This is a genomic window from Pseudomonas sp. p99-361 (assembly GCF_003935475.1).
GTDB lineage: Bacteria > Pseudomonadota > Gammaproteobacteria > Pseudomonadales > Pseudomonadaceae > Aquipseudomonas > Aquipseudomonas juntendi.
Genome location: NZ_RHQO01000005.1, coordinates 70,092 through 93,428 on the forward strand (window position 1 = coordinate 70,092; position 23,337 = coordinate 93,428).

Below are 23,337 nucleotides of genomic sequence, written 5' to 3' on the forward strand. Positions count from 1 at the left end.
CGGCGGTGGAGTACGGCTTACAGGCCCTGCTTCAGGCTTGCTTCCAGGTACTGGTCGAGGTCGCCATCCAGCACCTTCTGGCAATCGCTACGTTCCACGCCGGTACGCAGGTCCTTGATACGCGAGTCATCCAGCACGTAGGAGCGGATCTGGTGGCCCCAGCCGATGTCCGACTTGCTGTCTTCCAACGCCTGCGAGGCGGCGTTGCGCTTTTGCATTTCCAGCTCGTACAACTTGGCCCGCAGCATTTTCATGGCGGTGTCCTTGTTGGCGTGCTGCGAACGTTCGTTCTGGCACGCCACCACGGTGTTGGTCGGTACGTGGGTGATACGTACGGCCGAGTCGGTGGTGTTGACGTGCTGGCCACCGGCACCGGAGGAACGGTAGGTGTCGATGCGCAGGTCGGACGGGTTGATCTCGATTTCGACCTTGTCGTCAATTTCTGGCGAAACGAACACCGCCGAGAACGAGGTGTGGCGACGGGCGCCGGAGTCGAACGGGCTCTTGCGCACCAGGCGGTGCACGCCGATTTCGGTGCGCAGCCAGCCAAAGGCGTACTCGCCCTTGATGTGCACGGTGGCGCCCTTGATACCGGCTACTTCACCTTCGGACAGTTCGATGATGGTGGCGTCGAAACCACGCTTGTCGGCCCAGCGCAGGTACATGCGCAGCAGGATGTTGGCCCAGTCCTGCGCCTCGGTACCGCCAGAGCCGGCCTGGATATCCAGGTAGGCGTTGTTCATGTCCATTTCGCCGCTGAACATGCGACGGAACTCAAGCTGAGCCAGGTTTTCTTCCAGGCCTTCCAGCTCGGTCACGACGTCGCCGACGGCGCCTTCGTCATTTTCCTCGACAGCCATGTCGAGCAAGTCCTGGCAGTCGCCCAGGCCGTTGGACAGCTTGTCCAGGGTCTCGACCACCTGTGCCAGCATGGCACGCTCGCGGCCCAGGGCCTGCGCGTACTCGGGCTTGTTCCAGACGTTGGGGTCTTCCAGCTCGCGGTTGACTTCGATCAGGCGGTCATGCTTGTGATCGTAGTCAAAGATACCCCCGAATTGACTGGGAACGCTCGGTGAGGTCCTTGATGGTGTTCAGGATCGGTTGGATTTCCATGGGCTGGCTACTCGCACGAATTCGGTGAAAAGCCTGCGAGTATAACCGAGTCCGCCGCAGGGCGGCAGACCCGCCGGGCGGTAGCCTGTACATGAGCTACCACGAGGGCCGGTGCTGTTATCGGCGCGTCAGGCAATGCCGACCTGGTTGCGCCCGCCATTCTTGGCCAGGTACAGGCCCTTGTCGGCCGCCGAGATCAGTTGCCGGCAATGGCTGCCGATACTCGGGGTCTGGGTGGCCAGGCCGATGCTCACGGTCAGGAACGCATCAGCCGCCGGTGCAGTGTGCGGGATACCCAGGCCATGCACGGTCTGGCGCAGCTTTTCGGCCACCAGCCGTGCCCCGCCAGGCGAGGTGTTGGGCAGCACCAGGGCGAATTCCTCGCCGCCGTAACGCGCGGGCAGGTCACTGGGCCGCGAGCAGGAGCCGCGGATCGACTCGGCCACCTGGCGCAGCGCCTCGTCACCGGCCAGGTGGCCAAAGCTGTCGTTGAAGGCCTTGAAGTAGTCCACGTCGATCATCAGCAGCGACAGTTGTTGCTGCTCGCGCATGGCCCGGCGCCACTCCAGTTCCAGGTATTCGTCGAAGTGCCGGCGATTGGACAGCCCGGTCAGGCCATCGGAGTTCATCAGCCGCTGCAGCATCAGGTTGGAATCCAGCAACTGCTGCTGGCTGACGCGCAGGGCGCGGTAGGCCTCGTCGCGCTGCAGCAGGGTCAGGTAGGAGCGCGAGTGGTAGCGAATACGCGCCACCAGTTCGATGGTGTCCGGCAGCTTGACCAGGTAATCATTGGCCCCGGCCGCAAACGCCGCGCTCTTGACCAGAGGGTCTTCCTTGGTGGAGAGCACGATGATCGGAATGTCCTGGGTCACCGGGTTGTTGCGGTACTCACGCACCAGGGTCAAACCGTCCAGGCCCGGCATGATCAGGTCCTGAAGGATGACCGTGGGCTTGATGCGCATGGCCTGGGCCACCGCCTGGTGGGGGTCGGCACAGAAGTGGAAGTCGATATTGTCCTGGTTGGCCAACCCTCGCCTCACGGCCTCGCCGATCATGGCCTGATCGTCGACCAGCAGTACCATTGCCGCGTTTTCGTTGGTGGTCGCGAAACCTTCGATCGGTAAATCATCCATACATGGTCACCCGATCACTACCGGCGTGGCGGCGTGATTCAATACGTGTCGTCATTTTCCAAAAATTTCCGTCAAGCGCCCGGCGATGCGGTCCAGCGGGCGAATTTCCACGGCAGCATCAATGGCTGCGGCGGCCTTGGGCATGCCGTACACCGCGCTGCTGGCCTGGTCCTGGGCAATGGTCAGGAAACCCTGCTGACGCATCAGCTTCAGGCCTTGGGCACCGTCGCGGCCCATGCCGGTGAGCAATACCCCCACCGCATCGCCGTGCCAGTGTTGGGCCACGCTCTCGAAAAACACATTGATCGACGGCCGGTAGATTTCATTCACCGGCTCGGCAGTGTAGGCCAGTTGGCCGTTCTGTAGCAGGCGGATATGGTGATTGGTGCCGGCCAGCAGCACCACGCCCGGCTGCGGCGGCTCGCCTTCACGGGCCAGCCGCACCTGCCGGTTGGCGGCGGTGCCGAGCCACTCGGCCATGCCTGCGGCAAATACCTGGTCCACATGCTGGACCAGCACGATGGCCGCCGCAAACGCCGGCGGCAAGCCCTTGAGCAACACCTCCAGGGCTGCCGGGCCACCGGCCGACGAACCAATCGCCACCAGGCCGCGACGCTGTGAAGCTTCGCGCAGCGGCAGCTCAACCGGGCGCGCAACCGGTGCACGCTGCTGGCCAATCAGCCAGCCGATATTGAGGATCTTGCGCAGCAGCGGGGCCGCCGCTTCGCGGGGATCACCCGCGCCCAGTGCCGGGGTGTCCACCACATCGAGCGCGCCATGGCCCATGGCTTCGAACACCCGGTGCACATTCTGCTTGCGGTCGACCGTGACGACGACGATGGCACATGGGGTTTCGGCCATGATCCGCCGGGTCGCCTCCACGCCGTCCATCACCGGCATGATCAGGTCCATGAGGATCAGGTCCGGAAGCTGCTCGGTACAACGCTGCACTGCCTCGGCGCCATTGCTGGCCACCCACACCAGCTCGTGCGCGGGCTCAAGGGCGACTGCACGGCGTAGGGCCTCGACCGCCATGGGCATGTCATTGACGATGGCGATCTTCATCCCTGAGCCCCTCCGATCAGTTCCACCACAGCATCCAGCAACGCGTCGTCGTGGAAACTGGCCTTTGCCAAATAGTAGTCGGCCCCAGCATCCAGGCCACGCCGCCGGTCTTCCTCACGGTCTTTGTAGGACACCACCATCACTGGCAAGCCTTGCAGGCGCTGGTCGCGCCGCACCAGGGTGACCAGTTCGATACCGTCCATGCGTGGCATGTCGATATCGGTGATCAGCAAATCGAAGTCTTCACTGCGCAAGGCGTTCCAGCCGTCCATGCCGTCTACCGCTACCGCCACGTCGTAGCCACGGTGGCTGAGCAGCTTGCGCTGCAGCTCGCGCACGGTCAGTGAATCGTCGACCACCAGGATGCGTTTGTGCGCCACCCCACGGGTGCCGCCGCTGCCGCGTTCGATACGCTCCAGGCTGCCGGTGCTCAGCAGTTTATCCACCGAGCGCAGCAGGTCTTCGACATCGACGATCAGCACCACTGAACCATCATCGAGCAAGGCACCCGAAGAAATGTCCTGCACCTTGCCCAGCCGTGGGTCGAGCGGCATCACCACCAGCACGCGTTCGCCTACCAGGCGCTCCACGGCCACACCGTACAGTTGCTCGCGCTCACGGATCACCACGACCCGCAGGCTGCTGCCGTCGCTTTGCCCCAGCGGGCGGTTGAGCAACTGGCTGGCCGCCACCAGGCCGATGTGCCGGCCCTCGTGCCAGAAGTGCTGGCGGCCTTCGATCTGCACGATCTGCTCGGCGGTGACGTCCAGGGTGCGCTCGATATGCGCCAGCGGAAAAGCGTAAGCCTCGCCACCGACCTCGACGACCAGGCTACGCACCACGGACAGGGTCAACGGCACCTGCAGATGGAAGCGGCAGCCCTGCCCTGGCTGCTGGCTCAGCTCGATCGAGCCGCGCAGTTCGCGAATCATGTGTTGCACCGCATCCAGCCCGACGCCGCGCCCGGACACTTCGGTCACCTTGTCGCGCAGGCTGAAGCCGGGCAGGAACAGGAATGTCAGCAGTTCCGCTTCGCTCATGCGCGCCACGGTGTCGGCCGGCGACAGGGCGCGCTCGACGATACTGCCGCGCAGGCGCTCCAGGTCGATACCGGCGCCATCGTCGATCAGCTCCAGGCTGAGCATGCCAGCCTGGTGCGAGGCACGCAGGCGCACCAGCCCTTCCGCTGGCTTGCCCGCCAGCAGGCGCCGTTCCGGAAGTTCGATGCCGTGGTCCACGGCATTGCGCAACAGGTGGGTCAATGGCGCTTCAAGCTTTTCCAGCACATCACGGTCGACCTGGGTTTTTTCGCCCTCCACCACCAGCCGTACCGGCTTGCCCAGCGAACGGCCGAGGTCTCGGACCATGCGACTCTGCCCGGCCAGTACATCGGCGAATGGCCGCATGCGGCAGGCCAGGGCCGTGTCGTACAGCAACTGCGCACGCTGACTGGCCTGCCAGCCGAACTCATCGAGGTCGGCGGCCTGCTGTTGCAGGATCTGCTGGGTCTCGACCAGCAGGCGCTGGGTTTGCGCCAAGGCTTCGAGCACTTCACTGTTCTGGCCGCTGTCTTCCAGCTGCATGCGCACGCCGTCGAGCGCCTGCATCCCTTGGCCGTGCATACGTTTGAGGCGCTGCAGGGTGGCCAGGTAAGGCTTCAGGCGCTGGGTCTCCACCAGCGACTTGCTGGACAGGTCGAGCAGGCTGTTCAGGCGGTCGGCAGTGACCCGTAACACCCGTTCGCCTGCATCGCCGACGCGCTTGCCCACCTTGCGTCGCAGCGCTGGCTCGGGCTCGGGCTCGGGCTCAGGCTCGGCGTCGGGATCTGACAGCTCACTGGGCAGCACCAACGGTGCCGGCGGCGGGCTGACCGACGGCGACGACGGCGATACGGCCACTGCCGCCACGGGCAGCGGCGGCACGCCGGCGCCGCCTGGGTCGAGCAGGCTGGCCATCTGCGCAAGAAACACCGGCAGGGTCGCCTGCGCTGCGCTGTCGCCCGGTGTGGCAATGCGCATCAGCAAGTCGGTCCCCTGCAACAGCGCATCGATATGCTCGGCATTCAACCTCAGGCGCCCCTCTTGGGCGGCTACCAGGCAATCCTCCATGACATGCGCGACGCTGACGCCCGCGTCCACGCCAACGATACGGGCGGCGCCCTTGAGCGAGTGGGCCGCGCGCATGCACGCCTCGAGCTGGTCAGCCTGGGTAGGGTTGCGCTCGAGTGCCATCAGGCCGGCGCTGAGCACCTGGGTCTGCGCTTCGGCCTCCAGGCTGAACAGCTCGAGCAACGAGGCGTCGCGCATTTGCTCTGGGGTCATGACAAGCTCCGCTGCACGGCAGCCAGTAAGTGTTGATCGTCCAGTACCCGCACGCTGCGCCCGCGCCATTGCAGCACCGCCGCGGTATAGCGGGTGGCGTCCTGGCCACTGCCCAGCAACAGCGGGTCGAGCCGGTGGATGCCGTCGATTTCCTCGACCGCCACCACCACCGGGCCGCCCTCGCTGGCCAGGATCAGCATGCGTGGCATCGCCCGGCCGCTGCGCTGCTCGGCAGCACCCAGCTGAACGCCCAGCAAGTCGGCCAATGACAGGCATGGCACCAGCGCCCCACGTACGTTGGCGACCCCCTGCAACACCCGCGAGCGCTGGTGCGGCAACGAATGCACGGCCTGCAACGGGGCGATTTCGGCCAGGCAGGCGGTCGCCAGCGCCAGCCATTCTTCACCCAGACGGAACAGCAACATGGATCGACCGGTGTGCTCTTGCAGCGGCTCACGCTCGGCCGCCGAGTGCTCCTGCGCCAATGCATAGCGGTCAAGCAGGCGGGTAGCCGCAGCGGCGTAGACTTCGCAGTTGCGGCAATGCACGTGCCGCTCCAGTAGCGGGCATTGCTTGTTGCCATGTACACCAATGCGGTTCCAGCAGTCGTCGATGAGCGCATCGTCATCGGCCAGCAGTTGCATCGCGGATTCACCGTTCACCGTTCAGACTCCCGCCCAGCCCGCGCCGCCCGCTCCTGCAGGCGCCGGGCCCCGGCCAGGTCACCCTGGGCCGCAAGCAGGGCCGCCAGGTGCAGCAACGCCTCGGGGTGTTGTGGCTCCAGATACAGCGCTTTGCGGTAGTGGGTCAGCGCTTGCTGTGCGTCGCCCTCGGTATCGCTGAGCAGCCCCAGCCAGTAATACACCTGCGCCGCCGGCGGGTACTGGCCCAGGTAGCGCTGGCATTCGTGGCGAGCCTGTGCGCTGGCGCCGGCATTGGCCAGCCGGGCGATGCCAGCCAGCAGTTCGCTGGGGCCCTCACCCGCAGCCTCGCGGGCCGGCGCTGGCCGGGCCACCACCGGCAGCGCACGCTGCGGCCGCGGCACCGGCAAGGCCGGCTGCGAATACCCGGCAGGCCCGGGCCCCGGCCAACTGCGCCTGGCAGGTGCTGCCGCTGCCGCTGCCGCCGGCGCAGGCGTGCTGCTGCCTGGGTCTCGTACGTAGGCAAACGACTGGGCGATCCCCAGCGGGCGCATGCCCAGGCGCGCCAACAGGCTGCCCTCGGCCGGACCGATGAACAGCACCCCCTGTGGGTGCAGCAGGCGCTTGAGCACTTCGAAGACGCGTTGCTGGGTCGGCACGTCGAAGTAGATCAGCAGGTTGCGACAGAACACGAAGTCATACAGGCCATCGCGGCTGGCCAGCAGCGGGTCGAGCACATTGCCTACCTGCAGGCTGACTTGCTGGCGTACCCGCTCGTGCAGGCGGTGGCCTTCGTCGACCACATCGAAGTAACGCTCGCGAAAACCCAGCTCGCTGCCGCGAAAGGCATTGCGGCCATACACGGCCTGCCCGGCCTTGGCCACCGAGCTGGGGCTGATGTCCATGCCATCGACCAGGAACGCCCCCGGCGCCATACCGGCATCAAACAAGGCCATGGCCAGCGAATAGGGCTCCTCGCCCGTCGAGCACGGCAGGCTGAGCAACCGCAGCGGCCGCGCGCCGTCCAGTTCGGCACGGCGCTTGTGCGCCAGGGCCGCCAGCGCGGTGAAGGACTCGGGGTACCGGAAGAACCAGGTCTCTGGCACGATCACCGCTTCGATCAGTGCCTGCTGCTCTTCACCGGACTGCTGCAGGCGCAGCCAGTAGTCGTCCAGATCGGCAGCGCCCACCGCTACGCTGCGCTGGCGCAGGGCACGCTCGACCATCGGCGTGCCGACAGACTCCACATCCAGGCCAATACGCTCACGCAAGAAACGGAAAAAACACTGTTCGGTCATGTCGGCCCCCCGGTCGGGCCCTGCGTGTACAGCAATGCGTGCACGGCGTCGGGCAGCAGGTCATTGACTTCGATGCGCTGCAGCATGCCAAGGGCATCCTGACGCACCGGCCCCAGGTAAGGGGCTTCGCCCGTGTCTACACCGTAGGGCTGGAACTCATCGGGCTGGCAGCGCAGGGTCTCGGTTGCCTGCTCCAGCACCAGCCCCAGCTGCAGCCCAGCCCGGTAGTGCACCAGTACCAGCCGGGTGCTGGTGCGCTGCGCCGCCGGCTGGCCGAAGCTGAGCGCGGCCAGGTCGATGACGGGTATGAGCAGGCCACGGTGGGCCAGAATACCCGCCACCCAGGCTGGCGCCCGGGCAATCGGCTTGAGTGGCCGAAGTGGCAGCACTTCGATCACCTCGTGCACGCTCAGGGCAAAGCGTTGTTCCCTGATACGGAACTGCAGGTACAGCGCCCCCTTGGCGTTGCCCGGCTGTGCGGCCGGCGCTTGCGTGTCGGTCATCGCGGTCAGACTTTGAAACGCGACACGCCGCCACGCAAGCCTGCGGCCACCTGGCTAAGCTCATCGATGGCAAAGCTGGCCTGGCGCAGCGACTCGACGGTCTGGGTGCTGGCATCACTGAGCTGGGCCAATGCCTGGTTGATCTGCTCGGCACCGGTGGCCTGGGCCTGCATGCCTTCGTTGACCATCAGCACGCGCGGTGCCAAGGCCTGTACCTGGTGAATGATCTGGCTCAGTTGCTCGCCGACCTGCTGCACTTCGAACATGCCCCGGCGCACTTCTTCGGAAAACTTGTCCATGCCCATGACCCCGGCCGACACCGCCGACTGGATCTCACGCACCATCTGCTCGATATCGTAAGTGGCCACCGCGGTCTGGTCGGCCAGGCGCCGCACCTCGGTGGCGACCACGGCAAAGCCACGGCCATACTCGCCAGCCTTTTCCGCCTCGATGGCGGCGTTGAGCGACAACAGGTTGGTCTGGTCGGCCACCTTGACGATCGTCACGACCATCTGGGTAATATTGCTGGCTTTTTCGTTGAGGATGCCCAGCTTGGCGTTGACCAGGTCGGCGGCGCCCATCACCTGGTGCATGGTCTCTTCCATGCGGGCCAGGCCCTGCTGGCCGGAGCCGGCCAGGCTGGAGGCCTGGTCGGCGGCCGAAGTGACTTCAGTCATGGTACGCACCAGGTCACGCGAAGTGGCGGCAATTTCCCGCGAGGTGGCGCCGATTTCCGTGGTGGTGGCTGCGGTTTCGGTGGCAGTGGCCTGCTGCTGCTTGGACGTGGCGGCGATCTCGGTAACCGACGTGGTGACCTGCACCGACGAGCGCTGGGCCTGGGCCACCAGGTTCGCCAGCGCTTCGGCCATTTCGTTGAAGCCGCTCTCGATGGCGCCGAACTCATCCTTGCGTTCCAGGCTCAGGCGCACGCTCAGGTCACCCGAACGCAGCTTGTCGAGAGCGTGGACGATACGCTGCATGGGCGCGGTGATGGCGCGCATCAGCAACAGGCCGCACACCCCGGCCGCGACAATGGCCAGCAACAGCGAGACGATCATGCTGCCCTTGGCGGTGGTCACGGCACTGACGATATCGCGGGTGGCGGCATCAGCGGAGGCGCGGTTGTTCTCGATGACATCGTTCAGGTGCTTGCGACCGTCGACCCAGGCGGGTGTGAGTACGTCGTTGATCAGGCGCTGGGCTTCGGCGTAGTTGCGCTGACGGTAGGCATCCAGCACCTGGCCGACAATCTTCATGTAGTTTTCTTCAAGCTGCACGAAGCTGTCGAAGCGGGCCTGGTCGTCATGGCTCTGGATGGTGCTCTGGTAACTGGCCATGAATTGCTTCAGCCGGTCTTCGAAACTCTTGAACAGTTCCATGTCGGCCGAGGTGATTTCCCGGTGGTTGGACAGCCCGACCAACTGTTGGCTGGTGACGTAGCTGTCGACCCAGGCGCTGCGGATCATCGAGCTGTAGTAGACCCCGGGAATGCTGTCTGTACCTACGGCGGCTTCGGCGGTTTCGATGGCGGCCAACCGCGAGTAGGCGGCCACGATCATCAGCAGCATGATGGCGATGATCACGGCGAAACTTGCCAGGATCCGTTGGCGCAACGTCCAGTTCTTCACATTCAGCCCTCAGGAATTCACAACGAGCGGGAAAATCGCCGAAGTATAGCCTAGAGGCCTTACGCTTTTGCGGGTGAAATGTGGGGTAACCTGGCATCCCCGCTAATGGACGGGGCCCATCATGGAAAAGTCGCTTCGTTTGTGGGAGCGGCCTTGTGTCGCGAAAGGGCCGCGCAGCGGCCCCGGCATTTCATGCGGCGAAGCTAAAATCTTTGGGGCTGCTGCGCAGCCCTTTCGCGACACAAGGCCGCTCCCACAAGGACCGCGTCGCTTACTGGCCTGCGGCTAACCGCACCTGGCTCTCCAACTCCTGGCGCAAACCCGGGTCCAGACGCAACTGGCGGGCCAGCTCATCGAGGTAGGCGCGCTCCATGAAGTTTTCCTGGTCGACCATCATCATGCTGGCCAGGTACATCTCGGCAGCCATCTCGGGCGTCTGTGCGGCGCGGGCGACTTCAGCCGGGTCCAGCGGCTTGTTCAGTTCGGCGTGCAGCCAATGCTGCAACTCGCGGTCGCTGTCCAGGCGGGTGAACTCACCTTCGATCAGCGCCCGTTCGCGTTCGTCGATATGGCCGTCGGACTTGGCCGCAGCCACCAGCGCCCGCAACACCGCCTGGCTGTGCTGCTCGACCTGGGCCGGCGGCAAGCGGTCGACCGTCTGCGGCTCGCTGGCAGCCACCTGCTGGCGCGCCTGCCAGTTGCCGTAGGCCTTGTAGGCCAGCACCCCGAGTGCCGCAAGGCCACCATAGGTCAGGGCCTTGCCCCCATATTTGCGCGCCTTCTTGTTGCCCAGCAGCACGCCCAGTGCGCCACCGCCCAGCAAGCCACCACCGGCCCCGGACAACAGGCCGCCAAGCCCGCTGGCGCCAGCGCCGGGTTTGCCGGAAGCAGACGATTTGTTCAGCAACTCCTGGCCAGATTTGAGCAGTTGGTCCAGCAAGCCACGGGTGTTCATGTGCAAGTCTCCAGGCATGGGAAGTCGTCCGCCAGATTAAGGCCTGCCCGGTAAAGGACCATGCGCGGATTTGCTTCTGGATGTTGCATTGACTGGCAAAAAGCCAACTAGACTCGACCACTGCCGCGACCACAATCTCCAACAAGAGGGAACACCCATGCCCGTGCACAAGACCGCATTGCTCGGCGCCACCACCTGTGCCGTGCTGGCCAGTACCGGCCTGCTGGCCGCCGAACCGCCCAAGGCCCTGGGGCCTGGCGAAGGGCGCCTGGACATCGTCGCCTGGCCCGGCTACATCGAGCGCGGTGAAAGCGACAAGGCGTATGACTGGGTGACCGGCTTCGAACAGCAAACCGGCTGCAAGGTCAGCGTGAAAACCGCTGCCACCTCGGACGAAATGGTCAGCCTGATGGCCAAGGGGGGCTACGACCTGGTTACCGCCTCGGGCGATGCCTCGTTACGGCTGATCGCCGGCAAACGGGTGCAACCGATCAACACCGCCTTGATCCCCAACTGGAAAAACATCGACCCGCGCCTGCAGAACGGTGGCTGGTATGTGGTCGACAAACAGGTCTATGGCACCCCGTACCAATGGGGGCCGAACGTGCTGCTGTACAACACCAACACGTTCAAGCAGGCACCGACCAGCTGGGGCGTGGTGTTCGTGCCGCAGGACCTGCCCGATGGCAAGCCGAACAAAGGCCGCGTACAGGCGTATGACGGGCCGATCTACATCGCGGACGCGGCGCTGTATCTGAAGTCGGCCAAGCCCGAACTGGGCATCCAGGACCCGTATGAACTGACCGAAACGCAATACCAGGCGGTGCTCGAACTGCTGCGCCAGCAGCAACCGCTGATCCATCGCTACTGGCACGACGCCACAGTGCAGATGAGCGACGTGAAAAACGAAGGCGTGGTCGCCTCCAGTTCGTGGGGCTACATGGTCAATGGCCTGAAGGCCGAGCACCAGCCCGTGGCGTCGACCATCCCCAAGGAGGGCGCTACCGGCTGGGCCGATACCACCATGCTGCACACCGATGCCAAGCACCCCAACTGCGCCTACCAATGGATGGACTGGTCGCTGCAGCCGAAGGTCCAGGGTGACGTGGCCGCCTGGTTCGGGTCGTTGCCCGCGGTGCCGGCAGCCTGCAGTGGCAGCGAGTTGCTCGGCGCCGAGGGTTGCAAGACCAACGGCTTCGACAACTTCGACAAGATCGCCTTCTGGAAAACCCCGCAGGCCCAGGGTGGCAAGTTCGTGCCCTACAGCCGCTGGACTCAAGACTACATTGCCATCATGGGTGGGCGCTGAGGGTTTCTCCGCCTGTTCCGGCCCTGTGGTGTGATCCCTGTGGGGCCGGCTTGCCGGGGACAGGGCCGATACAGGCAAGACAAGTACAACAGAGAACCGCGTATGCCCCTAGCCGTCCAGTTCACCCAGGTTTCCCGTAGCTTCGGCGAGGTCAAGGCCGTAGACCAGGTCAGCATCGACATCAGCGATGGGGAGTTCTTCTCCATGCTCGGCCCGTCCGGCTCCGGCAAGACAACCTGCCTGCGCCTGATCGCCGGCTTCGAGCAGCCAAGCAGCGGCTCGATCCGTATCCACGGCCTGGAAGCTGCCGGCGTGCCGCCCTACCAGCGTGACGTCAATACCGTGTTCCAGGACTACGCGTTGTTCCCGCACATGAACGTGCTCGACAACATCGCCTATGGCTTGAAAGTGAAAGGCGTGGCCAAGGCCGAACGCCACAGCCGTGCCGAGCAAGCCCTGGCCATGGTGGCCCTGGCCGGCTACGGCGCGCGCAAGCCGGCGCAGCTTTCGGGTGGCCAGCGCCAGCGTGTGGCCCTGGCGCGGGCACTGGTCAACCGGCCCCGTGTGCTGCTGCTGGACGAGCCGCTGGGCGCGTTGGACCTCAAGCTGCGCGAACAGATGCAGGGCGAGCTGAAGAAGCTGCAACGCCAGCTAGGCATCACCTTCATCTTCGTCACCCATGACCAGACCGAGGCGCTGTCGATGTCGGACCGGGTCGCGGTGTTCAACCGCGGCCGCATCGAACAGGTCGACACCCCGCGCAATCTTTACATGAAACCCGCCACCACCTTCGTCGCTGAATTCGTCGGCACGTCCAACGTGGTGCGTGGCGAATTGGCGAGGGCGCTCAACGGCCACCCGGCGCCGTTTTCCATCCGCCCTGAGCACATCCGCCTGGGCGACCCGGTGGTCACCAGCCACGAGGTCCAGGTCAGCGGCCTGCTGCGCGATGTGCAGTACCAGGGCAGCGCCACCCGTTACGAGTTGCAACTGGACAATGGCCAACTGTTGGCGGTAACCCAGGCCAACGACCGCTGGCAGGCACAGCCCCAGGCCTGGCAACCCGGGCAGCGGGTGCAGGCGCACTGGCCGCGCGAGGCGATGACCGTGCTGCAGGAAAGCGCTGGGCCATTGCCATGAGCGCGCTCCGAGGCCTGGCCGATGTGTTGTACCGGCGCCCCAACCTGTACCTGGCCCTACTGCTGATCCCGCCACTGACCTGGTTCGGCGCCATCTACCTGGGCTCGTTGCTGAACCTGTTGTGGCAGGGTTTCTACACCTTCGACGACTTCACCATGGCGGTCACCCCGGACCTGACCCTGGGCAACTTCGCCGCGCTGTTCAACCCGTCGAACTTCGACATCATCCTGCGGACCCTGGGCATGGCGGTGGCGGTGTCACTGGCCAGCGCGGTACTGGCGTTTCCCATCGCCTACTACATGGCGCGCTACACACGCGGCAAGACCAAGGCATTTTTCTATATCGCCGTGATGATGCCCATGTGGGCCAGCTACATCGTCAAGACCTACGCCTGGACCCTGCTGCTGGCCAAGGGTGGGGTGGCCCAGTGGTTCGTCCACCAGCTGCACCTGGACGCCCTGCTGCAAGCCGTGCTGACGGTGCCGGGCGTGGGCGGCAGCACGCTGTCGACCTCGCACCTGGGGCGCTTCATGGTGTTCGTGTACATCTGGCTGCCATTCATGATCCTGCCGATCCAGGCCTCGCTGGAGCGCTTGCCGCCGTCGCTGTTGCAGGCCTCGGCAGACCTTGGCGCACGCCCCGGGCAAACCTTCATGCAGGTGATACTGCCGCTGTCGATTCCCGGTATCGCCGCCGGCTCGATCTTCACCTTCTCGCTTACCCTCGGCGACTTCATCGTGCCGCAGCTGGTGGGCCCACCCGGCTACTTCATCGGCAGCATGGTCTATGCCCAGCAAGGGGCGATCGGCAACATGCCGATGGCGGCGGCATTTACCTTGGTGCCGATCGTGCTGATTGCGCTGTACCTGTCGATCGTCAAGCGCCTGGGGGCCTTCGATGCACTCTGAACAAGCCTCTGTAGGGTTGCGCCTGGCGGCCTGGGGCGGGCTGTTGTTTCTGCATTTCCCGATCCTGATCATCTTCCTGTACGCCTTCAACACCGAAGACGCAGCATTCAGTTTCCCGCCCACGGGGTTTACCCTGAAGTGGTTTGCCGTGGCCTTCGCCCGCACCGATGTGCTGGACGCGATCAAGCTGTCGTTGCAGGTCGCCTGCCTGGCGACCCTGATCGCCCTGGTGCTCGGCACACTGGCATCGGCCGCACTGTACCGGCGCAGCTTTTTCGGCAAAGAGGCCATATCGCTGATGCTGATCCTGCCCATCGCCCTGCCCGGCATCATCACCGGCATCGCCCTGCTCTCGGCGTTCAAGACCTTGGGCGTGGAGCCCGGGGTGTTCACCATCGTGGTCGGCCATGCCACATTCTGCGTGGTGATCGTCTACAACAATGTGATCGCCCGCCTGCGGCGCACCTCGCACAGCCTGATCGAGGCCTCCATGGACCTGGGTGCCGATGGCTGGCAGACCTTTCGCTACATCATCCTGCCCAACCTCGGCTCGGCACTGCTGGCCGGCGGTATGCTGGCCTTTGCCCTGTCGTTCGATGAGATCATTGTCACGACCTTCACCGCCGGCCACGAACGCACCCTGCCGATCTGGCTGCTCAACCAGCTCAGCCGGCCGCGCGACGTGCCGGTGACCAATGTGGTAGCCATGCTGGTGATGTTGGTGACCATGCTGCCGATCCTTGGCGCCTATTACCTGACCCGTGGCGGCGACAGCGTTGCGGGCAGTGGCAAATGACCCTGGAGGAGTACCCGATGCAAACGCAGATGCTGATCAATGGCCAACTGGTCGCCGGCCAAGGCCCGACCTGGACCGTGCTCGACCCGGCGCTGGGCACCGCCCTGGCGCAGCTCAACGAAGCCAGCGAAGCCCAGGTGGACAGCGCCGTGCGTGCCGCTGACCATGCGTTCGACAGCTGGTCGCAAACCAGCCCCAAGGACCGCGCCCAGGCGTTGTTGAACCTGGCAGACGCCATTGAGGCGCATGGCGATGAACTGGCTCGGCTGGAATCGCAGAACTGCGGCAAACCCTTGAGTGCCGCGCGCAACGACGAAATTCCGGCGATTGCCGACGTGTTTCGTTTTTTCGCCGGTGCGGCGCGCTGCCTGGGCGGCTCGGCGGCAGGTGAATACCTGCCGGGTCACACGTCGATGATCCGTCGCGACCCCTTGGGCGTGGTGGCCTCGATTGCACCGTGGAACTACCCGCTGATGATGCTGGCCTGGAAGATCGCCCCGGCCCTGGCGGCCGGCAACACGGTGGTGATCAAACCCTCCGAGCTGACCCCGTTGACCGCCTTGCGCCTGGGGGAACTGGCCAAGGACCTGCTGCCGGCCGGGGTGCTCAACATTTTGTTTGGCCGTGGCCAGACGGTCGGCAACCCACTGGTTACGCACCCCAAGGTCCGCATGGTGTCGCTGACAGGCTCGATCCCCACCGGCGCCCATATCATCAGCGCCACCGCCGACAGCGTGAAGCGCATGCACATGGAGCTGGGCGGCAAGGCGCCAGTCCTGGTATTCGATGATGCCGACATCGATGCCGCGATCGAGGGTATTCGCACCTTCGGTTTCTACAACGCCGGCCAGGACTGCACGGCGGCTTGCCGCCTGTATGTGCAGGCCGGTATCTATGAGCGCTTCGTCGAGCGCCTGGGGGAAGCGGTAGCCAGCATCAAGCCCGGCCTGCAGGAGGCCGAGGGCACCGAGCTGGGGCCGCTGATCAGCGCCCAGCACCGCGACAAGGTCGCCGGCCTGGTACAGCGTGCCGTCGCCCAGCCGCACATTCGCCTGGTGACCGGTGGCAAGGCAATCGAGGGCGATGGGTACTTTTTCGAGCCGACGGTGCTGGCCGACGCCCTGCAGGATGATGAGATCGTGCGCAACGAAGTGTTCGGCCCGGTGGTGTCGGTAACCCGTTTCAGCGACGAAGCGCAGGCGCTGGAATGGGCCAACGACTCCAACTATGGCCTGGCCTCCTCGGTCTGGACCCGCGACACCGGCCGCGCCCACCGCCTGGCCGCACGCCTGCAATATGGCTGCACCTGGGTGAACACCCATTTCATGCTGGTCAGTGAAATGCCCCATGGCGGGCAGAAACACTCGGGGTATGGCAAGGACATGTCGATGTATGGGCTGGAGGACTACACCTGTGTGCGGCATGTGATGATCAAGCATTGATTATCATGCTCGGTCACGCTGGGTCCGCTCAACCGCGTTCAAGGTAGGTGCAACTGTCTTTCCCAAAATGTGAAAAGCCTGCGCGATTCATTGTGGGAGCGGGCTTGCTCGCGAAGCAGGCGACGCGGTGTCTGGCACCGGCTGCGCCGGTGTTCGCGGGCACGCCCGCTCCCACAAGTGGAACGGTGAATGACAGCTTCTGCTCCTACTCGTGCTCCAGGTTCTAATCCTCTCTCAAGACACAAGCGGCCTTGTGTCGCGATGGGGCGCGCAGTGCCCCAGGTATTTTTCGTGGTTAGACTGAGGCCCTGTGGCCACACAAGGCCGCGCCTTCAGAATCAGTCGCGCAGATCCGACTCATGAATCGGGTTGGCCCGGCTGGTAGCGCGCTGGTACTGCGCCGGCCAGGTGGCCTTGTTACCGCCCAGGTCGTCGTCGGCATGCAGCGGCCAGTAAGGGTCGCGCAGCAGTTCGCGGGCAAGGAAGATGAGGTCGGCCTGGCCGGTACGCAGGATATGCTCGGCCTGCGCAGGTTCGGTGATCATGCCCACGGTGCCGGTGGCAATTTCTGACTCGTTGCGCACGCGCTCGGCGAAACGGGTCTGGTAGCCGGGGCCGGTGGGTATTTCGGCGTTGACCGAAGTGCCGCCAGAGGACACGTCGATCAAATCGACGCCCAGGTTACGCAGGCGCCGGGCCAGTTCGACGGTTTCATCCGGGTTCCAGCCGTCTTCTACCCAATCGGTTGCCGATACCCGCACGAACAGGGGCAATTCGGCAGGCCATACCTTGCGCACCGCTTCCACCACCTGCAGGGTCAGGCGGATGCGGTTTTCGAAGCAACTGCCGTATTCGTCACGCCGCTGGTTGCTCAGCGGTGACAGGAACTGGTGCAGCAGGTAGCCATGGGCGGCGTGAACCTCGAGCACTTTGAAGCCGGCCTGCAACGCGCGCTCGGCCGAGGCAACGAAGGCACCGACCACCTCCTGGATATCGCCCAAGGTCAGCTCGCGTGGCATTGTATGTTGCGGGTCGAAGGCAATCTTCGAGGGCCCCACCGGCTGCCAGCCACCCTCCTCGGGTTTGACGCTACCGTGCTTGCCCAGCCAGGGGCGGTAGGTACTGGCCTTGCGCCCGGCGTGCGCCAGCTGGATGCCGGGCACGGCGCCCTGGGCGGTGATGAAGCGGGTGATGCGTTGCAGCGGGGCGATCTGTGCGTCCTCCCACAACCCAAGGTCTTCGGCGGTGATGCGGCCATCGGCGGTAACCGCCACGGCCTCGGTGATCACCAGGCCCGCGCCACCCACTGCGCGGCTGCCCAGGTGAACGAGGTGCCAGTCGTTGGCCAGGCCATCGGCTGCAGAATACTGGCACATCGGCGAAACGGCGATGCGGTTGGGCAACGTCAGTTGACGCAGGGTGTAAGGCTCGAGCAGCAGGCTCATGAGGGCACCTCCCAAGAACTCCAATGGTGATCCGGCCCGGACACTCAATAGCACGTCCCTGGCCTGGGTCCGGTCATACTTCAGACTAGACCAGAATGCCTGGGGGGAAGGTTCCATGGGATTTTGGGCAAGTTGTTTACAGACGCCTGTGGCCGGCCGCTTGGGCCTTGTAGGAGCGGCCTTGTGTCGCGATGGGCTGCAAGGCAGCGCCGGCAATTTGTGCAGCTGTGCTGAAAGCCTGGACTTGTGCATATGTGCTGACAACCTGGGGCTGCTTTGCAGCCCATCGCGACACAAGGCCGCTCCTACAGGGTTGCAGTCAACGCGGCTCCATGTGGGCAATCATCAACTGCACACTTTCATTGCCCCGAAACTCGTTCACATCCAGCTTGTACGCCAACTCGACCCAGCGCACCGTCGGGTTCGGCCATACGTCGCGGTCGATGCCGAAGGCAATGCCATCCAGCCGCACCGAGCCACACTCGCTCTTCAGCACCACTTTCAAGTGCCGTTCGCCCACCACGCGCTGCTCCACCAACTGGAACACGCCATGAAACAGCGGCTCAGGGAAATGCTGGCCCCATGGCCCGGCATTGCGTAGCGCCTTGGCCAGATCGAGGTGGAATTCTTCCACCGCCAGGCTGCCGTCGGACAGCAGGCGCCCGGTCAGGTCGTCTTCACGCAGCTGCCGCCGTACCTCTTCGTCGAAGGCCTCGGCAAAGGCCGGGAAATTTGCCTCTGGCAACGACAAGCCAGCGGCCATGGCGTGGCCGCCGAACTTGCTGATCAATTGCGGGTGGCGCGCCGCCACGGCATCCAGCGCATCGCGAATATGGAACCCTGGCACAGAACGCGCCGAGCCCTTCAGCATGCCAGCGCCTGCATCGGCGAAGGCAATGGTCGGCCGGTGGTAACGCTCCTTCAGCCGCGACGCCAGAATACCGATCACGCCCTGGTGCCAGTCGGCATCGAACAGGCACAAGCCGTAAGGCATCGACTCGACCGGCAGGTCCTTGAGCTGGGCCAGCGCCTCGCGCTGCATGCCTTGCTCGATGGACTTGCGGTCCTGGTTCAGGTCATCCAGCTGCTGCGCCATGTCCTGGGCCAGCGCCGGGTCTTCGCACAGCAGGCATTCGATGCCCAGGCTCATGTCGTCCAGGCGCCCGGCTGCATTCAGGCGTGGGCCAAGAATGAAACCCAGGTCGGTGGAGGTGATGCGCCGGTGATCGCGGCGGGCCACCTCAAGAATGGCCTTCAAGCCCGGGCGGGCACGGCCGGCACGGATGCGCTCCAGGCCCTGGTGCACCAGGATGCGGTTGTTGGCATCCAGCGGCACCACATCGGCCACGCTGCCCAGGGCGACCAGGTCGAGCAGTTCACCAATGTTCGGCTGGGGTTGTGTCGCGTAGCGGCCCAGGCTGCGCAACCGCGCGCGCAGGGCCATCAGCACATAGAAGATGACTCCGACCCCGGCCAGCGCCTTGCTCGGGAAGCTGCAACCCGGCTGGTTGGGGTTGATGATGGCGTCGGCATCGGGCAGTTGTTCGCCTGGCAAGTGATGGTCGGTCACCAGCACTTTCAGCCCAGCGGCCTTGGCAGCGGCCACCCCGTCGACGCTGGAAATGCCGTTGTCCACGGTAATCAGCAACTGCGGCTGGCGCTGCAGGGCAACTTCGACGATTTCAGGCGTCAGGCCGTAACCGTATTCAAAACGGTTGGGCACCAGGTAATCGACATGGGCTGCCCCCAACAAACGCAAGCCCAGCACCCCAACCGTACTTGCGGTGGCACCGTCGGCGTCGAAGTCGCCGACAATGAGAATGCGCTGGCGCTGGTCTATGGCAGCGACCAGCAGGTCGACGCCGGCCTCGATGCCCTTGAGCTGCTGATACGGCAGCAGCCGCGCAAGGCTTTTGTCCAGTTCGGCCTCGCTTTGCACGCCGCGTGCGGCATACAAACGGGTGAGCAAGGGTGGCAGGTTACCCAGAAAAGGCAGGGTCGCAGGCAGGGGGCGAGGTTCGATACGCATGGGTTGCTTCAGCCACGCTCACCCAGTAGCCACTGCAGTTGCACTTCGTGCTGGCCACGGTCGTCGGTAACGAAGACCGTACCTTCGCTGATCATCACATCCCACTTGATGGCGCGCGGCATGTCGGCGGCCAGGGTTTCCAGCACCTCCTGCGGCACTGCGGCGATGTTCAGGTTCTTGAGGTTCTTGACCGCGCTGACCACCTTGCCTTCCCACACGCGCAGGCTGCCATAGGCCAGCAGGCTGGTGCGTTCGGTGCGCCGCGAGCACCAGGTCAGGCGCTCGGCATCGGGTTGGCCCACTTCGATCCAGTGCAGCACGCGGTCGTCCAGGCTCTTTTCCCACAGTGCCGGCTCATCTACATCCGACAGGCCACGGCCGAACGACAGGTTCTCGTTGTACCAGAGCGCGTAGGCCAACAACCGCACCGCCATGCGCTCTTCGGTTTCCGAAGGGTGGCGCGCGATGGTCTGCTTGACGCTTTGGTAGACGTTACGGTCAAGATCGGTGAGATTCAGTTCGAACTTGTAGGTGGTGGACGGCTGGGCCATGGTCGACGGGCTTCGTGCAAAAGAAAAGTCGCACAGTCTAACCCATCCGCACTCGCCATGCGCCGCAGCAGTACCCCGCGCAACCGCCGTGTGATAAAACCACCGCTCTGCCCAACTGCCACGGATGCCCCATGTCGACGCCCAGCAAACCCCTCGCCGGCCTCAAAGTTGTCGAACTCGGCACACTGATCGCCGGGCCATTCGCCTCGCGCATCTGCGCCGAATTCGGTGCCGAGGTGGTCAAGGTCGAGTCGCCCGATGGCGGCGACCCGCTGCGCAAGTGGCGCAAGCTGTACGAAGGCACCTCCCTGTGGTGGTTCGTGCAGGCGCGCAACAAGCAGTCGCTGACCCTCAACCTGAAGCACCCCGAAGGCCGCGAGGTATTGCAAAGGCTGCTGGCCGACGCCGACATCCTGATCGAGAACTTCCGCCCGGGCGTGCTCGAAAAGCTTGGCCTGGGCTGGGATGTGCTGCATGCGCTCAACCCTGGGCTGGTCATGGTGCGCCTGTCGGGCTTTGGCCAGACCGGGCCAATGAAGGACCAACCAGGTTTTGGTGCCGTAGGCGAGTCGATGGGCGGCCTGCGCTACATCACCGGCTTCGACGACCGGCCACCGGTGCGCACCGGCATTTCGATCGGCGACTCGATCGCCGCCTTGTGGGGCGTTATCGGTGCGCTGATGGCGCTGCGCCACCGGGAGGTCAACGGCGGCCAGGGCCAGGTGGTGGACGTAGCGCTGTACGAAGCCATCTTCGCCATGATGGAAAGCATGGTCCCGGAATTCGATGTATTCGGTTTTATCCGTGAACGCACCGGCAACATCATGCCCGGCATTACCCCCTCCTCCATCCACACCAGCGCCGACGGCAAGCATGTACAGATCGGCGCCAACGGCGATGCAATCTTCAAGCGCTTCATGCAGGCCATCGGGCGTGCCGACCTGGCTGACGACCCAAGCTTGGCCAGCAACGATGGCCGCGACCTTCGCCGGGATGAGCTGTACGGGGTGATCGACCGCTGGGCCAACAGCCTGCCACTGGAAACGCTGATGCAGGTGCTGACCGCCGCCGAGGTCCCGGCCAGCCGGATCTACTCCGCCGAGGACATGTTCAGCGACCCGCAGTACCTGGCTCGGGAAATGTTCCTGCAGGCCAAGCTGCCCGACGGCAAGCCATTCAAGATGCCTGGCATCGTGCCCAAGCTGTCGGAAACCCCAGGTTCCAGCGAATGGGTGGGCCCGGCCCTTGGCGAGCACACCGAGGCACTGCTGGCCAGCCTTGGCTATGACGCGGCGGCGATCGCCAGCCTGCGCGCCGCAGGCACGGTCTGAACCAGGCGCAGCCCGGCCGCATGCGCGCCGCCCGCCGCCTACGCCCGCTGGTCCTGCTTTGCGGGCTGATGGCCGCATTGCTGCTGCACCCTGCCAGTGCCAAGGAACGCCTGTTCTGGCTGGTGCGTGACCTGCCGCCATTCACCATTTTCGACGGCCCGGAGCAAGGCCGAGGGGTAATCGACCAACTGCTGCCCCTGTTGATTGCGCAGATGCCCGAATACGACCACACCATCCAGCGCGTCAACCGTGCCCGCGGAATCCAGATGCTGCAGGACCGCAACACCTTCACCTGCGACCCGACGCTGCTGTGGACACCCCAACGTGAGGAATATGTGCAGTTCTCCCTGCCCTACCTGGGCGTGCTCAGTGGCGGCCTGGTGGGCCGCAAGGAAAGCCAGGCACTGGTGGCCCCCTATCTGCAGGGCCAGCAGGTAGACCTGCACGGCCTGCTGAGCAAAACCGCACTGAAACTCGGGGTGGTTGCCGAACGCAGTTATGGCCTGCAGATCGACAGCATTTTGCGCCAGCTGCCAGACACTGTGCTCAGCCGCCATTACGGTAACGAAGCCACCGCCAACCTGCTGCAGATGCAGCAGTTGGGGCGCCTGCGCCTGGTGCTCGGCTACTGGCCTGAGGTGCGTTACCTGATCCAGCAGCAAGGCGCCGCGCTGGCCGATTATCAGTTTTATCCAGTGCAGGGGGTGGAGCGCTACCAGTTTCTGCACGTGGGGTGCTCGGACAGCGAACTGGGGCGCGCTGCAGTGGCGCATATCGACCAGTTGCTGCCTGCGTTGCGACGGGACGTGCTGCCTGGGCTGTATGCCCACTGGCTGGATCCGGTCTCGCGCAGAAACTACCTGGAAGAAAGCCAGCGTTTCTTCGAAGCCCATTAAACGCCTACACCGGCTATCGCCGGCGAGCCAGCTCCCAGAGAAAAATGCATAACTTATTGATTTAGCGGGGACTGTGTGGGAGCGGGCATGCCCGCGAAAAATCCAGCGCGGTGGCTGGCACCGGCTACGCCGGTGTTCGCGGGCACGCCCGCTCCCACACAGGCCGCGTCGCACTTACGAATTGAGTCAGCGGCGCGACAGGGCCGGTAGAGAACCCAGAAAAAAGAAACCCCGGGCGCTGGGGAAGGACGCCCGGGGTCAAGCGAAAGCCCTTGAGGACTTCCCGTGGCAGTTTTGCCAGCGCCGGAGCAAAGCGCTGGCTGGCTGCCGCTACTGTGTCAGATGAATCCTTTAGGCAAAGGTTCCCTGCGGTTGCTGGCGTTGTTGCAGCGCAGCGATCACGCAAGGCTGCAGCCGCCCCTCGGCTATCTGCAGGTCACGGTGCAAACCATCCACCAGGTCGATCAACAGGCGGTGTTCCTGTAACTGGCGCTCACTGACAGTGCGCTGCAAGGTCACCCCCGTGAGGCCGCCTTGAACCGTGAGCTGGCGATTACCGTTGGCATCGGCAACGCCGAGGTGGGTCTGATAAGGGCTCAGTGCATCGTTGAGCAGGCTGCAGATTCTTTCCATCCGGTTCACTCGCTGCATGGTGGGATATAGAGCAACTGACCCGCGGGCACAGCGGAAAGTTCGCCTTGCTATGGCCGTTGTCGATGCCGCGCCTGCAGCGTCTGCAGGGGGGGGGCGCGGCGCCCGCCGCCCAAAGCACCCCGCCGGCGCCGGCCGGGGGCAGCCACAAGCACAGGAGGGCCGAGAGGGGGGGCGGGACC

At 64.6% G+C, this 23,337-nt stretch carries 20 protein-coding genes; 7 read left to right on the forward strand and 13 right to left on the reverse strand.

Annotation, left to right across the window (positions count from 1 at the left end):
* Positions 1–17: 17 nt before the first annotated feature.
* From prfB to EGJ22_RS04120, 9 genes are all read right to left on the reverse strand, one after another.
* A protein-coding gene (gene prfB, locus EGJ22_RS04080) for a peptide chain release factor 2 (RefSeq protein ID WP_110678858.1) occupies positions 18–1,113 on the reverse strand; the annotation gives its coding sequence in 2 pieces (ribosomal slippage) (positions 18–1,040 and positions 1,042–1,113; 1,095 coding nt in all).
* Between the two features lie 128 nt (positions 1,114–1,241).
* Complete coding sequence (gene wspR, locus EGJ22_RS04085) at positions 1,242–2,246, reverse strand: Wsp signal transduction system regulator diguanylate cyclase WspR (RefSeq protein WP_047150030.1); 1,005 nt, start codon at positions 2,244–2,246, stop codon at positions 1,242–1,244.
* A gap of 51 nt (positions 2,247–2,297) precedes the next feature.
* Entirely contained in the window at positions 2,298–3,311 is a 1,014-nt protein-coding gene (locus EGJ22_RS04090; protein WP_125920136.1) for a chemotaxis response regulator protein-glutamate methylesterase, read from the reverse strand.
* Complete coding sequence (locus EGJ22_RS04095; protein ID WP_125920137.1) at positions 3,308–5,632, reverse strand: hybrid sensor histidine kinase/response regulator; 2,325 nt, start codon at positions 5,630–5,632, stop codon at positions 3,308–3,310. Before EGJ22_RS04095 ends, EGJ22_RS04090 begins: the two co-directional genes overlap by 4 nt.
* Positions 5,629–6,294, reverse strand: a complete 666-nt coding sequence (locus EGJ22_RS04100) for a chemotaxis protein CheW (protein ID WP_047150028.1) — start codon at positions 6,292–6,294, stop codon at positions 5,629–5,631. Before EGJ22_RS04100 ends, EGJ22_RS04095 begins: the two co-directional genes overlap by 4 nt.
* Positions 6,291–7,571, reverse strand: a complete 1,281-nt coding sequence (locus tag EGJ22_RS04105) for a protein-glutamate O-methyltransferase CheR (protein ID WP_125920138.1) — start codon at positions 7,569–7,571, stop codon at positions 6,291–6,293. Before EGJ22_RS04105 ends, EGJ22_RS04100 begins: the two co-directional genes overlap by 4 nt.
* On the reverse strand, positions 7,568–8,074 hold the full coding sequence (locus EGJ22_RS04110; protein ID WP_009683465.1) for a chemotaxis protein CheW: 507 nt from the start codon (positions 8,072–8,074) through the stop codon (positions 7,568–7,570). Before EGJ22_RS04110 ends, EGJ22_RS04105 begins: the two co-directional genes overlap by 4 nt.
* 5 nt (positions 8,075–8,079) lie before the next feature.
* The gene (locus EGJ22_RS04115; protein ID WP_009683464.1) at positions 8,080–9,702 is read right to left on the reverse strand and encodes a methyl-accepting chemotaxis protein; all 1,623 of its coding nucleotides are present in this window, start codon (positions 9,700–9,702) and stop codon (positions 8,080–8,082) included.
* A 271-nt stretch (positions 9,703–9,973) separates the two neighbouring features.
* Positions 9,974–10,657 (reverse strand): tellurite resistance TerB family protein, encoded by a 684-nt coding sequence (locus EGJ22_RS04120; protein ID WP_054890355.1) that lies wholly within the window; start codon positions 10,655–10,657, stop codon positions 9,974–9,976.
* Between the two features lie 157 nt (positions 10,658–10,814).
* Here EGJ22_RS04120 and ydcS point away from each other — a divergent pair, with 157 nt between their 5' ends.
* The 5 genes from ydcS (at position 10,815) to EGJ22_RS04145 (ending at position 16,252) form a co-directional block, all read left to right on the forward strand.
* Entirely contained in the window at positions 10,815–11,966 is a 1,152-nt protein-coding gene (gene ydcS, locus EGJ22_RS04125; RefSeq protein WP_009683462.1) for a putative ABC transporter substrate-binding protein YdcS, read from the forward strand.
* Between the two features lie 102 nt (positions 11,967–12,068).
* Positions 12,069–13,106 (forward strand): ABC transporter ATP-binding protein, encoded by a 1,038-nt coding sequence (locus EGJ22_RS04130; protein WP_009683461.1) that lies wholly within the window; start codon positions 12,069–12,071, stop codon positions 13,104–13,106.
* Entirely contained in the window at positions 13,103–14,014 is a 912-nt protein-coding gene (locus EGJ22_RS04135) for an ABC transporter permease (protein ID WP_009683460.1), read from the forward strand. The genes EGJ22_RS04130 and EGJ22_RS04135 overlap by 4 nt, the downstream gene beginning before the upstream one ends.
* Positions 14,004–14,810, forward strand: coding sequence for an ABC transporter permease (locus EGJ22_RS04140; RefSeq protein WP_009683459.1), 807 nt, complete (start codon positions 14,004–14,006; stop codon positions 14,808–14,810). Before EGJ22_RS04135 ends, EGJ22_RS04140 begins: the two co-directional genes overlap by 11 nt.
* A gap of 17 nt (positions 14,811–14,827) precedes the next feature.
* Positions 14,828–16,252, forward strand: coding sequence for a gamma-aminobutyraldehyde dehydrogenase (locus EGJ22_RS04145; RefSeq protein ID WP_125920139.1), 1,425 nt, complete (start codon positions 14,828–14,830; stop codon positions 16,250–16,252).
* A gap of 338 nt (positions 16,253–16,590) precedes the next feature.
* Here EGJ22_RS04145 and EGJ22_RS04155 read toward each other — a convergent pair whose 3' ends face one another.
* The 3 genes from EGJ22_RS04155 to EGJ22_RS04165 all read right to left on the reverse strand — a co-directional run bounded on the left by EGJ22_RS04155 (position 16,591) and on the right by EGJ22_RS04165 (position 20,277).
* Positions 16,591–17,697, reverse strand: a complete 1,107-nt coding sequence (locus EGJ22_RS04155; RefSeq protein WP_125920140.1) for an NADH:flavin oxidoreductase/NADH oxidase — start codon at positions 17,695–17,697, stop codon at positions 16,591–16,593.
* A gap of 319 nt (positions 17,698–18,016) precedes the next feature.
* Positions 18,017–19,726, reverse strand: a complete 1,710-nt coding sequence (recJ, locus tag EGJ22_RS04160; RefSeq protein WP_029886738.1) for a single-stranded-DNA-specific exonuclease RecJ — start codon at positions 19,724–19,726, stop codon at positions 18,017–18,019.
* Positions 19,727–19,734: 8 nt separating this feature from the next.
* On the reverse strand, positions 19,735–20,277 hold the full coding sequence (locus EGJ22_RS04165; RefSeq protein WP_009683453.1) for a YaeQ family protein: 543 nt from the start codon (positions 20,275–20,277) through the stop codon (positions 19,735–19,737).
* 131 nt (positions 20,278–20,408) lie between these two features.
* Here EGJ22_RS04165 and EGJ22_RS04170 point away from each other — a divergent pair, with 131 nt between their 5' ends.
* Entirely contained in the window at positions 20,409–21,608 is a 1,200-nt protein-coding gene (locus EGJ22_RS04170) for a CaiB/BaiF CoA-transferase family protein (protein ID WP_009683452.1), read from the forward strand.
* Between the two features lie 20 nt (positions 21,609–21,628).
* A complete protein-coding gene (locus EGJ22_RS04175; protein WP_047150235.1) occupies positions 21,629–22,504 on the forward strand; it encodes a TIGR02285 family protein in 876 nt (291 codons plus the stop codon).
* Positions 22,505–22,855: 351 nt separating this feature from the next.
* On the opposite strand, the gene EGJ22_RS04185 is transcribed toward EGJ22_RS04175, so the two are convergent.
* Positions 22,856–23,137 carry a DUF3509 domain-containing protein gene (locus tag EGJ22_RS04185; RefSeq protein WP_009683450.1) on the reverse strand — a complete coding sequence of 94 codons (282 nt, stop codon included), beginning with the start codon at positions 23,135–23,137 and terminating at the stop codon, positions 22,856–22,858.
* Positions 23,138–23,337 lie beyond the last annotated feature (200 nt).

Coding starts and splice junctions, on each gene's coding strand:
- EGJ22_RS04130 (WP_009683461.1), top strand. CDS start 12,069: ATGCCCCTAGCCGTCCAGTTCACCCAGGTTTCCCGTAGCTTCGGCGAG.
- ydcS (WP_009683462.1), top strand. CDS start 10,815: ATGCCCGTGCACAAGACCGCATTGCTCGGCGCCACCACCTGTGCCGTG.
- wspR (WP_047150030.1), bottom strand. CDS start 2,246: ATGGATGATTTACCGATCGAAGGTTTCGCGACCACCAACGAAAACGCG.
- EGJ22_RS04105 (WP_125920138.1), bottom strand. CDS start 7,571: ATGACCGAACAGTGTTTTTTCCGTTTCTTGCGTGAGCGTATTGGCCTG.
- EGJ22_RS04145 (WP_125920139.1), top strand. CDS start 14,828: ATGCAAACGCAGATGCTGATCAATGGCCAACTGGTCGCCGGCCAAGGC.
- EGJ22_RS04185 (WP_009683450.1), bottom strand. CDS start 23,137: ATGGAAAGAATCTGCAGCCTGCTCAACGATGCACTGAGCCCTTATCAG.
- EGJ22_RS04170 (WP_009683452.1), top strand. CDS start 20,409: ATGTCGACGCCCAGCAAACCCCTCGCCGGCCTCAAAGTTGTCGAACTC.
- EGJ22_RS04090 (WP_125920136.1), bottom strand. CDS start 3,311: ATGAAGATCGCCATCGTCAATGACATGCCCATGGCGGTCGAGGCCCTA.
- EGJ22_RS04175 (WP_047150235.1), top strand. CDS start 21,629: ATGCGCGCCGCCCGCCGCCTACGCCCGCTGGTCCTGCTTTGCGGGCTG.
- EGJ22_RS04135 (WP_009683460.1), top strand. CDS start 13,103: ATGAGCGCGCTCCGAGGCCTGGCCGATGTGTTGTACCGGCGCCCCAAC.
- EGJ22_RS04095 (WP_125920137.1), bottom strand. CDS start 5,632: ATGACCCCAGAGCAAATGCGCGACGCCTCGTTGCTCGAGCTGTTCAGC.
- EGJ22_RS04155 (WP_125920140.1), bottom strand. CDS start 17,697: ATGAGCCTGCTGCTCGAGCCTTACACCCTGCGTCAACTGACGTTGCCC.
- recJ (WP_029886738.1), bottom strand. CDS start 19,726: ATGCGTATCGAACCTCGCCCCCTGCCTGCGACCCTGCCTTTTCTGGGT.
- EGJ22_RS04120 (WP_054890355.1), bottom strand. CDS start 10,657: ATGAACACCCGTGGCTTGCTGGACCAACTGCTCAAATCTGGCCAGGAG.
- EGJ22_RS04110 (WP_009683465.1), bottom strand. CDS start 8,074: ATGACCGACACGCAAGCGCCGGCCGCACAGCCGGGCAACGCCAAGGGG.
- EGJ22_RS04140 (WP_009683459.1), top strand. CDS start 14,004: ATGCACTCTGAACAAGCCTCTGTAGGGTTGCGCCTGGCGGCCTGGGGC.
- EGJ22_RS04165 (WP_009683453.1), bottom strand. CDS start 20,277: ATGGCCCAGCCGTCCACCACCTACAAGTTCGAACTGAATCTCACCGAT.